The sequence below is a fragment of the Clostridium carboxidivorans P7 genome, from assembly GCF_001038625.1.
GTDB classification, from domain to species: domain Bacteria; phylum Bacillota; class Clostridia; order Clostridiales; family Clostridiaceae; genus Clostridium_AM; species Clostridium_AM carboxidivorans.
On record NZ_CP011803.1, the window covers coordinates 3,806,736 to 3,819,230 of the forward strand.

Genomic DNA, 12,495 nt, shown 5'->3' on the forward strand with positions numbered 1-12,495 from the left:
TTGTTTTTTTAAAGTCCAAATGTTTAACATTTGTATTTTTAAAAAACAAATGTTGAACATTATCTATTTCTGTGCTATAATTCAAAGTATAAAAATTAAAATTTTTAATTTTTTCAAAATTTACATACTAGGAGGTAGTCATGATCAATTTATACGGCGAAGGCGCATATTTATTAAACGGTAATGATTTAATTTTCAATAGCAAAGAATCTGATGAATCTATTAAATCTAAATTAGGTGAAAAATATCTTAATAAAGAAGAAGCTAAGAAAAATACTATAGCTTATGATATTTTACAAAATCACAATAAATCAGGTAATCCTGATAAATTACAATTAAAATTTGATGCTTTGACATCTCACGATATAACTTTTGTAGGTATTGTTCAAACTGCAAGAGCTTCAGGTCTTGAAAAATTTCCAATACCTTATGTACTAACAAACTGCCACAACAGTCTTTGTGCAGTTGGAGGAACAATTAATGAAGATGACCATTTATTTGGATTATCAGCAGCTAAAAAATATGGCGGAATTTTTGTTCCACCACATATTGCAGTTATCCACCAATATATGAGAGAAATGATGGCTGGATGTGGAAAAATGATTCTAGGTTCAGATAGTCATACTCGTTATGGTGCTCTAGGAACTATGGCAATAGGTGAAGGCGGCGGAGAATTAGTTAAACAGTTACTATCAAACACCTATGATGTAGATTATCCAGAAGTTGTTGGTGTTTATCTTACTGGAACACCAAACCCAGGTATTGGACCACAAGATATTGCTCTTAGCATAATTGGTGCTGTATTTAAAAGCGGCTTCGTTAAAAATAGAGTTATGGAATTTGTTGGACCTGGAATTAAAAACTTAAGTGTTGAATATAGAAGCGGTATAGATGTAATGACTACTGAAACTACATGTCTTACATCAATTTGGCATACAGATAATAAAGTAAAAGAATATCTTGAAGTTCACCAAAGAGGAAATGATTATGCAGAACTTAAACCAGGAGAAGTTGCTTACTATGATAAGATGATAACTGTTGACTTATCTAAAGTACAATCAATGATAGCACTTCCATTCCATCCAAGTAACGTTTATACAATTAATGAACTTAATTCAAATATGATGGACATTTTAGACAAAGTAGAAAAAGAAGGCCAAAAATTCTTTGAAGGAACAAACTTAAAGTTCACTTTAAAAGATAAAGTAAAAAATGGAAGACTATTCTCTGAGCAAGGTTCTATTGCAGGTTGTGCAGGTGGAAATTATGAAAATGTATGTGCTGCAGCAAGTATACTTGACGGAAAATCAATCGGAACTGACGAATTCACTCTAAGTGTTTATCCATCAAGTATGCCAGTATATCAAAGTTTAGTGGATAACGGGGTGGCTTCAAAACTTATGTCAACAGGAACAGTATTAAAAACAGCTTTCTGTGGACCATGTTTCGGTGGTGGAGATACTCCTGCAAATAACTCTTTGTCAATTAGACATACTACAAGAAACTTCCCTAACAGAGAAGGTTCAAAACCAGGAGATGGACAAATTGCTTCAGTTGCGTTAATGGATGCCCGTTCAATTGCAGCCACATCAGTTAACAAAGGACTTATTACAGCAGCTACTGAACTTGAAGGCATTAACCCTGAAATTCCAAAGTATTATTTCAATAAGACTATATATGATAACAGAGTATTACAATCTTACGACAAAGGAAATGATGCTACAGAATTAAGATTTGGTCCAAACATAACAGATTGGCCAACTATGGAGCCATTAACAGATAACATGCTTCTTCAAGTAGCATCAGTATTATTAGATCCAGTAACTACAACAGATGAGCTTATTCCATCAGGAGATACGTCAAGCTATCGTTCAAATCCTCATAAATTAGCAAGCTTTGCACTTTCTAGAAAAGACCCAAATTATGTAGGTCGTTCAAAAGAAATTCAAGCTGCTGAAATTAAGAGATTAGAAGGATCTGTACCTGAAGAAGATAATGCAGCTTTAAAAGCAGCTTATGAAAAGCTTACAGCTAAGCTCAGTAATTTTGATAAAAATAATACATTAATTGGAAGCATGATCTATGCTAATAAACCAGGAGATGGTTCTGCAAGAGAGCAAGCAGCAAGCTGTCAAAAGGTTTTAGGTGGATTTGCAAATATAGCAAAAGAATATGCTACTAAAAGATATCGTTCGAACCTTATTAACTGGGGAATATTGCCATTACTTACTGATAAGCAACCAGAATTTAAATGTGGAGACTTCATTTACCTTACAGATGTAGTAAATTCAATTAGGGAAAGAAAATCTGAAATCAAGGGTTATATCGTAGGCGATGAAATGAAAGAAATATCTCTAAATGTTGGTCAACTTACAGACAATGAAATAGAAATTTTATTATCTGGCTGCTTAATTAACTTTAATAAAAACAAAAATAATAAATAATTAAAAATAAAAAATCTACATAAGGTTAGTTGTAAACATATGTATAATAATGCCCTACATACTTTTACAACTAATCCTACTATGTAGTTAAAAAGAGTGTAACTTTAACCAGATAAATACTAATCAAAATAGATAAGTTTCTATTATTCAACAATATGTTTATAGTTTTTCATAAAACTTTTCTTTACCCTCAAAAGTGATTCCATATCATTTAAAAATTGAAAAAGCATTGCTCTATTTTCAAATTCCTCTCTTGTTTTAGGAAGTTCTTGAACCTTAAACATATTTATAATTTCATTTAATTCATTTAAAAGTTCTTCAGCAGTATTAAACTCTGCAAAATCAGATGCAACTTTTTCTGTAAATGCTGCAACAGTTTCAGTCTGCTCAAAAGTCATATAAAATTTAATAAAATTACTTTTCATATATTTTAGTGTTTCATATTGCAGAGTTCTCATTTCCATATATTGAACATAATATTTTACATCATTAATAATATAATTGTTTAAATGTCTGTATGCACTCCTTGTACCTTCTTTTAATATTATTTCTAATTCATCAAATAATCCGTCTTCTATATGAATACTTTGATTTCTCAAATTTTCTGCCATGTTAAATAAAATTTTACGCATATGTTCTTCAATATTTTCCTGAGTTTCTTTTATTTCATTTTCTATTTTAGGCATATAAATATTAAGAAATATACCCATCCCTGCACCAACAGTCATAAGTAAAAATTCATTTTTTATCCAAAACATAGATATTGACTCTGCAGCTAATAGATGTGTAACCAAAACTGAACTTACAACAATTCCATCTGTGATTTTTAAAAGAACAGTAAGTGGAATAAAAATAATTAAATATATTCCAAAGGTTAAAGGCTTAAATCCAAAAACTAAAAATAGTATACTTGAAAGTAGCAATGCTAAAACGGTAGATTCAATTCTTTGAAGTGCTAATTTTATAGATGTTTTTTTAGTATTTTGAATGCTTAAAATAGTTATAATCCCAGCAGCTGCAGCATATTTTAGTCCCAAACATTCTGCAATGATAATAGCAAGCGATGAACCAATTGCTGTTTTTAATATTCTCAATCCAACAAATTTCTTCATTTGATTAACCTCGTTAATTGTAAAACTTCTATTAATTATAACTTCATTTACACTTAATCCTAACATTTATCTTATGGTTCATCAACTATAAATTAAGATACTATTATAATAAAATTTTTTACAATATCAGCAAAGGTTAAATTTCCTTTCTTAATTCTTAGTTTTTATCCACTAAAGTCAATAACCCATATCCCACATCTCTAAGCTTATCTATCATTAAAGCAATATTTTGATTTGCTTTTGCCTGTTCTTGTGTAATTATATTACTTTGCTCAATATTACTAGATACAGCTTCAACAGAACTTTGAAAATGTTTAAGCATATCGTTTATTCTTTCAGCAGATGTATTACTTTCTTTAGCAAGTTTACGAACCTCGGATGCAACTACTGAAAATCCTCTACCAAATTCACCAGCTCTTGATGCTTCAATGGCTGCATTTAACCCAAGTATATTAGTTTTCTTTGCAACTTGTTGAATTATATTTAGTATTTCTGATGTATTATTAACCTCTTCAAAAACTTTAGTTACAACATTAGCTGTTTCCTGACTTGTAGCTGCAAGCTCTTCTGAAGAAGAAGCTAATTCTTCAATTGTTGAAGCTGACTGCTCAATAGACTCATATAATTTTGAAGCTTGCAGCTGAACTGCATCTTTCCATTCTTTCTCTCTTAAATATTCATTATCTTGAGCTTGTACGATTTTTAGTGCTTCATCTATAGCTCTTTTTATAGATGAGGTATTTATATCCAACTTTTGAACCTTAACTTCATATTTATCAGCTAGTTTTAAATCAAAAGAAGCTGAAACAAATGAAGTAAATCCTTGCTTTTTAAGTTGTGATATTACTAATTCTAAGTCTTTTGCTTCATAAGAATGCATATGTATTAATGTATTACCAAAAGTATAATCATAAATTCCTTCACCTATTAAAGAAGGAGAACCAATTACAGCAACTTTTTCAATTCCAATGATTACTACTTTTTGGAGTGCATCTAAGATATCATTAACAGAACAAGTTATAGAAACTACAGGTTTACCGGAAAAACGTTCTATTTGTCGTGCTGTTTCACCTCTACTAATAAACACATCCACATTTGGATTTTCCTTCACAAAACTTTCTGCTTCTTTTGAACTATTAATTAATTTAATTGGTATATTTAAATTCATTTCTTTAATTGATTGAGATGCAATGCTTGCTGTTTCTTTGTTTACTAATGCAAATAAAATTTTACCCATTTATAATCCCCTTACCTCCATAATATTTATTTCTTTACATATATAAAAAAATAAGTTCACTCATCCACTACTCTACATAAATTGGAAAGCAGCGAATAAAGTGAACTTATCCTAAAAAATTCTATTAAGGTCTATATACATCATCTATGATTTCAAAGCCTTTTTTCTCAAGTAGATCATCTACCCATTGTCTATTAACTGTTCCTGATGCTGAAGCTGCAACCTTTGCTGCATCTCCTGCTGCAATAGTCTGTGCTTTATCTAATATTAATGCTGCATCATTCTTAGGAATTACGATTACTCCATCATGGTCTCCAAGAATTATATCTCCTGGGTTAACAGCTATACGTCCACAAGCAATTGGCACATTTAATTCACCAGGACCTTCTTTATAAGGACCACCTGGAGTTGTTCCTGTTGCATAAATTGGCATTTCACATTGTGATATTACATCAATATCACGTATAGGTCCATCAATTACAATACCTTTAATCTTTTTGTATTCAGAAAGATATTTATACATGATTTCACCCATTATTGATTGGCTTCTATCACCTTCATTTGAAACTACTATTACATCGCCTTCTTCAGCTATATTAAGTGCTTTATGTAAAGTAAGGTTATCACCAGGACGAGACTTTACTGTTAAAGCTACTCCACACATTTTTTTTGTTGGACTTGACATTAGCTTTATATCTGAATGAAGTGCACATAAACGTCCCATAGCATCTGCAACATTTGCTGCTGGCAATTCACTAAATGCTTTTACTAACTCCTTATCTGGAAGTTCTCTCTTTAAAAATATTCTATTTCCTACTGGCATATTAATCTTCTCCTTTTTCTTATAAAATTATTTTATATATAATAAATTTTTAAATTAGTCTTCAAAAGTTTCTGCTGTATCCCAATCTATTGCTTTAACAGGCCATGTTGGTTGTTTACCTTCGTATACTTCATGAATACCAATAGCAGAATGTAGTGACGCTCTATTAGTTGCTTCTTTAGTAGCTGCACCAATGTGTGGTGATACAACAACATTTTCTAAATATAAAATTGGGTTTTTAGGATCAACTGGTTCCTTCTGAAGAACGTCCAATCCTGCACCAGCAATCACTTTATTTTTACATGCTTCATAAAGCTCAACTTCATTCACAATGGCACCTCTAGCAGCGTTAATAAAGAACGCTGTTGGCTTCATCATTTCAAACTGCTTCTTTCCAACAAACTCTCTAGTTATTTTAGTAGTTGGACAATGAATAGAAACAAAATCACTTTCCTTGTAAATTCTTTCAATATCTCTTACTACTTCTACACCTTCTGGGAAATCAGCTCTCTTCTTATACGGATCATAAGCAAGAACCTTCATATTAAAACCATGCATACATTTATTAGCTACAATTGAACCGATATTACCACATCCGATAATACCAACAGTCTTTCCAGCTAGCTCACATTTAGGTGTTCTTAATTTAGCCTTATAATAATCATTAATAAAATCTCTTCTTACTACTGTATAATTTCTTGAGCAATAAAGCATGTACATCATTGTAACTTCTGCAACAGACATACTATTTGCTGTTGGACAATAAAGAACTTGTACATTATGGTCTTTTGCTGCTTGTAGATCAACAGTATCAAATCCAGCTCCATGTCTTACAATAACTTTCAATTTATCAGCTGCTTCAAATACTTCTCTAGTAATTTTAGAAAGACGAACTACCATAGCATCTATACCTTTAATATCTCTAATGATATCTTCAGTTTCCATACCACTTCCTGTAATAAGCTCATGACCTCTGCTTTCTAGGTAGTCTCTACCTTCTTGCATAATTTCTTGTGGTAATAATATTTTATATCCCATTTTAATATCCTCCTGTAATTCTAAAATTTAGTCTTTCATTATTTTAGTTTTCATAAATATAATCTGGTGCACAATACATAATATAACCATCTTTAATAGTCATTTCTGGTTTAAGCAATTTATTAGCTAAGAATTTGGAACCTTTCCAATCCTTATATAATTGCTCTTTATCCATAATGTCAAAAATAGCAACATCTGCATATGCTCCTTCTGATAGTGAGCCAATTTCATTTTCCATACCCATAAGCTTTGCTGGTCTTTCTGTTGTCATTCTAATGACTTCATTTAAGCTGATACCCATACACAAGTATCTGGACATTAGGTTTGGAAGTGAAAATATAGGTCTTCTATACATACTACCTAAAACTAAATCTGTACTGCACATATCAGCTACAAATCCTTGCTCCATAGCCTTTGTCATTACTTCAAAGTCACCATGCTTTCTGCCTTCAGCAGTATCAAATATAATTCCTCTTTTTCTAGCTTCTAGTACGCAATCATATAGTTTTCCATTTTCATCTATAATTGTGTTTTTTACTCCTTGATAAACATGTTGAAATATATCACCTGGTCTAAGTATTTCTAATACTTCAGAAGTTGGAACAGGAATATTTGTACAATGTACTTCTACCGGACATCCAATTTTATTTGCAATGTCAACTGTAGCAATTAATGGCTGAATTCCAAGTCCTTCTGCTAATTCTTCGCTTTGTCTAATTTTCAATCCTAAAATGTTGTCTCTATTCTCTTTGTACATTCTATCCATTTTTTCAGCATTAAAATATTTTGGATTAATACATTCATGATAGCTGGTAGTAACAAGACCAGCAGAACACACTTGTAAAAAGCTCTTTATTCTAACTTTGCTGCGGGCAATAACCGCCTGTCTGAAGATTGGATAATTAGCAACACCAGCAGAAAAATCAATGGCACTTGTCACTCCTGTTGGAATATATGCAGTATCTGGATACATTCCTATTTCTGTACCATCTTGAAACATATGAGCATGAGAATCAATAAGCCCAGGAAATACATATTTTCCTTTTGCATCGATTACATGTTTTGCTTCTTCTCCCTTTTCATATTTGGTTATTCTGCCTCCATATATTGCTACTGTCTTCACTTCATCTACATTATTTTTAGGATCAATCACATGTCCATTTATAATTAATAAATCTAACATTTCTTTTCTCCTTTATATTTAAAATTAAATTATATTTACCAAATTCCAAGTACCTTCCAATAAGGTAAACCTATACACAAGAATACAATTAATGCTACTGCAACCATTATTGTTCCTACTCTCCAGAAATCCTTTTGAGTACAATATCCTGTTGCAAAAGTATAAATTCCTGCACCATTTCCATAGTGAGTCAATAATGATCCATAACCTGCAAAGAATGCAAGCAATAATGCAACTACCATGATTGGTGCCTTTGTAGTTAATACTAAAGCAAACAATACAGGATAGAATGATGCAACAAAGGCACTGTTTGACACAAAGAAATACCTAACAGCCAAGCTAATTAAAAGTATAACAACTATAACTACCATTCCGTTTAACTGTGACAATTTTAAGTATCCTTCTAGTACTTTTGCAAGCCAAGTATAAAATCCTTTTGATGCTAATGCACCAGCAACACCATAAAATGCACCATACCAAACAAAGGTACTCCATGCACCCTTTTGAGATATAACATCGCTCCAGTTTAAAATTCCAAACAAAAGAGTAAGTGCTAAAAATACAAACGCTACAATCTGCATGCTCAAATTTACTACTGTGATCTTTGCTCCAAACATCCATCCTAAAATAGCTAATACAAATAAAACAGACAATATTTTTTCTTCTTTTTTCATAGGTCCCATTTCTTCAAGACCTTTTTTCATTATTGGTTTAATATCTCCAAGTTCTTTTAAATCTGGTTTATAAAATTTATATACTACAATAGGACCAAGTGCTAAAACGATTCCAGCAGGGACAACTGATGCCTTAAACCATGTCATCCAATCTATATTGACCCCCAGCATTTTATGTGCAAGAGATACAGTAATTGCATTTGTTGCCATACCTGTCAAAAACAACACTGCTGTTGACATGGATACTACATACATAAGCATTGTCAAATATGCACCTAGCTTACGAGGATCTTTTTCAGGTGTAGATCCTACACTTTCTGCAATATTTCTAAACACTGGATAATCAATTGATGTACGTGACATATTTGAACCTGTGGCAGGACTTAATATTAAATCTACTGCTGCCATCATATATCCTAACCCTAATGAGGTTTTTCCAAATCTTATAAGTAAATTATATGCCATTCTTTTGCCAAGACCTGTCTTAACAAATGCAGCACATACAATAGTTACAGTTACAATAAACCATGCCATATCTGATCCATAACCAGAGTAGACTATCTTAACATCTATAAACATTGACAAAACACCTATAATAATTAAAGTAATAACTGGTTCTGAAAATGGCTTAACTACTAAACCTAAAAGTAATGCTATATACAAAGCTACAATATGCCATGTTTCTGCCTTCAATCCTTTTGGTGTCGGTATAAACCAAAATAATAACGGTATTAAAACAACTGGTAACAATTTTAATAGAGTTTTCTTATCCAATTTTTTTCCCCCTAACATACTTGTTTTTTAGATTTTTCCTTTGGCACCTGGAATTTTCATTAATGAAATTTACATTTAATATTATTAGCAAATTTGATGCCAAACTGTTTATAAAAGCTTAAAATGTATAAAAAAAATTTTTTTACAGTTATTTTGTAGATAAAACTCGCTTAATTTATGTATTCGTTTAACTTAAAACTACAAAATTTTACATTTATACAACTGTAACTTTACTTTATTAAAGATTTGCATTAGAATAATTTTTATATTCCTTTTCAATATGAAATAAAATGAAATAATTTGCTTTTCACACTATTTCATATTGAAATAATAAAATAATTGAGGTGACATTTAAATGAATAATGATATTATAATTTTATCTTCCTCTACAGATTTCACCAAAAAATATCGCAATCTATTAAAAAAGAAAAATCTAAATTATCCTATTTTTGAAGCCACAGGAGATAAAACACTGGAAATAGGAATTAAATACATTGCACAAGGAACCAAGGTTATTATTACACGTGGAAACAACTTAGCCATTTTAAGAAAAAATCTAAATGCTGTTTTAATAGATGTACGTTATACCTATGAAGATGTATATTTTTCATTAGAAAAGGCAAAACAGTATTCAGATAAAATAGCTTATTTTGGATTTGGTTTAGCACATGCAGTAGCATCAAAGTTTAAAAATATTTCAGGGGAAGATTTTTTGCTTGTAAAGCCAGATTCTGTAGCAAACATTGATGAAATGGTAAAAAAACTTTCCGAGCAAGGTATTGATGTATTTATAGGAGGCATTACAGTAGCAAAAGCTGCAAAAAAATATGGCGTTAAAAATATAATGATACAGGTTGATGAAGTATCGCTTGAAATAGCCTTAGACGATGCAATATTTTCCCTTAACTTTGAATTGGAAAGAAAAAAAAATTACGAGACAATTAAACAAATTTTAAACTCTACAGCAGAAGGTATTATAGGTATAGACCAAAATTCTGAAATAACTTACATAAACAACAGAGCTAAGAAACTGTTAACTGATAAAAATAATAATCTTTTAATAGAACAAATACTTAATCTTTCAAAACTTAAGGATACTGTTAAATATGGGCATGCTGCTTATAATGAATTATTAGAAATAGGAAATACTTCGCTAGTTTTAAGCAGTCGTCCCATAAAAATTGATGACAATATTTTTGGAGCTGTTGTAACTATTCAAAAATCTGATTACATTCAAACAGCTGAAAAAGAAATACGTAAAAAGTTAAATGCAAAGGGACATATTGCTAAGAAAACATTTGATGATATAATTGGAAAAAGCCAGATATTAGCTACTTCAATAAAAAAAGCTAAAAAATTCGCAAAATCAGACAGCACTATATTGATAACAGGAAAATCAGGAACAGGTAAGGAAATTTTTGCACAAAGTATTCACAACTACAGCGAAAGACGTAATGAACCTTTTGTTGCAATAAACTGTGCTGCTCTACCAAAAAGTATATTGGAAAGTGAGCTTTTTGGATATGTTAAGGGTGCATTTACTGGTGCAAGACCAGAAGGAAAAGCAGGTATATTTGAATTAGCACATAACGGTACTGTATTTTTAGACGAACTTGGAGAAATGTCAGAGGATATACAAATAAAACTTCTAAGAGTTATTCAAGAAAAGGAAATTATCAGAATTGGTGACGATAAGGTTATACCTATTGATGTAAGAATAATTAGCGCTACCAATAAAAATTTGTTACAAAGAATTGAAGAAAATAAATTTCGAGAAGACTTATATTATAGACTATGCGTTTTAGAATTAGAGCTTCCAACTTTAGAAGAAAGAAAAGAAGATATTCCTCTTCTTGCGAAACACTTTATTTTAAAAAATGCTCCTGATATTAAAATTACATCTGAAGCCTATAGACTTCTTCAAGGGGTACCCTATCAGGGAAATATAAGGCATCTTAACAACATTATTGAAAGACTCATTGCAATGTGTGATAACAATATTATTGATGAATATCTAGTTTCCCAAGTTTTAAATTTAAAACCAACAAATTCAGAAGAAATTTTTCTTCAGCCGCTTTCCGAAGAAAAAAATGATACTACACCAGAAATTATAAAAATTGAAAATCAGTTAATAAAAGATGCTCTGAAAAAGTATAATGGTAATAAAACTAAAGTAGCAAAAGAACTTGGGATGAGTTATACAACCCTGTGGCGCAGACTAAAAAAAATGTAGCACAAAACATAATTATGAGGTATAAAACTTTCTATATTTCAAAGTTTTATACCTCATATTCAGCATAACTGTCTTTACCAATTTAATATGCTTTTAAATCATTTTAAACAGTGCATATAAGTTATTAACTAGTTGTTTTTCTTTTTACTGGAATCCACACTTCACATTTGTATTCATCATGTTTTTTAGCATTCCAAAAGTTTTTTTCAATACATGGACCTTCAACTTGTTCAAATCCAGAGGATGGAAACCATTCAGAATATATACGCCTCCATACACCTTGTATAATTAAATTATCTGGTACATTTCCATACCCTTCGAATACTGCCCATGTAAATTTAGGCACTTCAAGTATGGTAAATTCATCTGGTATCTCTTCTTCAGTAATTTCATATCCCATTATATATTTTCTTGTACCATCTTCTTTAAAGTCATAATGAAAGCCATCTAACAAACTACCTTTGGGTTTACCTAGTACTTGATTAATTTTATCATGCGTTCCATCTTGAAAAATCTTATTGATGAATTCTGGTATCTCCCTATAGGCTGTATCACCAACCTTAGTTGTTATAAATCCTGCACCAAATGCTTTAAAGCTTTCCTTTTCAACTATTCTATAAGTAATTTCACATTCTCCTTTTATTGATACTTGAAAGGATATCTTTGGAAAAGCCTTAATTTTTCCGTTAACCTTTTTTAAAGCTGATGGTGATATTCCATGTAATCTTTTAAAAGCTTTAGTAAATGCTTCTGGACTTTCATAACCATATTTTAATGCTATATCAATTACCCTTTGATCTGGAACTACAATTTTATAATATTCTCCCATCTAATATTTCCTCTCTATAATAATCTTAATTATTTTATAATTTATTACCATCCTAGAGTATATCAGAAGATAGAATTTTATATCTGTCTTTTTGTGCTTTAGTTTGTCCAAAATTAAATTAAAAAAAGTCCTGTTAAGCAACTATAGC

General features: G+C 30.8%; 9 protein-coding genes. 2 read left to right on the plus strand and 7 right to left on the minus strand.

Annotated elements, in window-relative coordinates:
• Positions 1 to 140 precede the first annotated feature (140 nt).
• A complete protein-coding gene (locus Ccar_RS16940) occupies positions 141 to 2,444 on the plus strand; it encodes a hydratase (RefSeq protein WP_007063470.1) in 2,304 nt (767 codons plus the stop codon).
• A gap of 143 nt (positions 2,445 to 2,587) precedes the next feature.
• Here Ccar_RS16940 and Ccar_RS16945 read toward each other — a convergent pair whose 3' ends face one another.
• The 6 genes from Ccar_RS16945 to Ccar_RS16970 form a co-directional block, all read right to left on the minus strand.
• The gene (locus Ccar_RS16945; protein WP_179945226.1) at positions 2,588 to 3,556 is read right to left on the minus strand and encodes an aromatic acid exporter family protein; all 969 of its coding nucleotides are present in this window, start codon (positions 3,554 to 3,556) and stop codon (positions 2,588 to 2,590) included.
• A gap of 157 nt (positions 3,557 to 3,713) precedes the next feature.
• Entirely contained in the window at positions 3,714 to 4,793 is a 1,080-nt protein-coding gene (locus Ccar_RS27625; protein ID WP_007063468.1) for a methyl-accepting chemotaxis protein, read from the minus strand.
• 124 nt (positions 4,794 to 4,917) lie between these two features.
• Entirely contained in the window at positions 4,918 to 5,616 is a 699-nt protein-coding gene (locus tag Ccar_RS16955; RefSeq protein ID WP_007063467.1) for an RraA family protein, read from the minus strand.
• Between the two features lie 54 nt (positions 5,617 to 5,670).
• Entirely contained in the window at positions 5,671 to 6,654 is a 984-nt protein-coding gene (locus Ccar_RS16960) for a hydroxyacid dehydrogenase (protein WP_007063466.1), read from the minus strand.
• Between the two features lie 43 nt (positions 6,655 to 6,697).
• Complete coding sequence (locus Ccar_RS16965; RefSeq protein ID WP_007063465.1) at positions 6,698 to 7,837, minus strand: amidohydrolase family protein; 1,140 nt, start codon at positions 7,835 to 7,837, stop codon at positions 6,698 to 6,700.
• Between the two features lie 35 nt (positions 7,838 to 7,872).
• Complete coding sequence (locus Ccar_RS16970; protein ID WP_007063464.1) at positions 7,873 to 9,285, minus strand: DASS family sodium-coupled anion symporter; 1,413 nt, start codon at positions 9,283 to 9,285, stop codon at positions 7,873 to 7,875.
• A gap of 355 nt (positions 9,286 to 9,640) precedes the next feature.
• Between Ccar_RS16970 and Ccar_RS16975 the strand changes: the two genes are divergently transcribed.
• The gene (locus Ccar_RS16975) at positions 9,641 to 11,518 is read left to right on the plus strand and encodes a sigma 54-interacting transcriptional regulator (protein WP_048030306.1); all 1,878 of its coding nucleotides are present in this window, start codon (positions 9,641 to 9,643) and stop codon (positions 11,516 to 11,518) included.
• A 124-nt stretch (positions 11,519 to 11,642) separates the two neighbouring features.
• Here the strand turns inward: Ccar_RS16975 and Ccar_RS16980 are convergent, their stop codons facing one another.
• Complete coding sequence (locus Ccar_RS16980; RefSeq protein ID WP_007063461.1) at positions 11,643 to 12,347, minus strand: AraC family transcriptional regulator; 705 nt, start codon at positions 12,345 to 12,347, stop codon at positions 11,643 to 11,645.
• Positions 12,348 to 12,495 lie beyond the last annotated feature (148 nt).

Bases quoted from the DNA above. Each gene is read 5' to 3' on its own strand.
- Ccar_RS16940 (WP_007063470.1), top strand. From the start codon at position 141: ATGATCAATTTATACGGCGAAGGCGCATATTTATTAAACGGTAATGAT.
- Ccar_RS16960 (WP_007063466.1), bottom strand. From the start codon at position 6,654: ATGGGATATAAAATATTATTACCACAAGAAATTATGCAAGAAGGTAGA.
- Ccar_RS27625 (WP_007063468.1), bottom strand. From the start codon at position 4,793: ATGGGTAAAATTTTATTTGCATTAGTAAACAAAGAAACAGCAAGCATT.
- Ccar_RS16965 (WP_007063465.1), bottom strand. From the start codon at position 7,837: ATGTTAGATTTATTAATTATAAATGGACATGTGATTGATCCTAAAAAT.
- Ccar_RS16975 (WP_048030306.1), top strand. From the start codon at position 9,641: ATGAATAATGATATTATAATTTTATCTTCCTCTACAGATTTCACCAAA.
- Ccar_RS16980 (WP_007063461.1), bottom strand. From the start codon at position 12,347: ATGGGAGAATATTATAAAATTGTAGTTCCAGATCAAAGGGTAATTGAT.
- Ccar_RS16955 (WP_007063467.1), bottom strand. From the start codon at position 5,616: ATGCCAGTAGGAAATAGAATATTTTTAAAGAGAGAACTTCCAGATAAG.
- Ccar_RS16945 (WP_179945226.1), bottom strand. From the start codon at position 3,556: ATGAAGAAATTTGTTGGATTGAGAATATTAAAAACAGCAATTGGTTCA.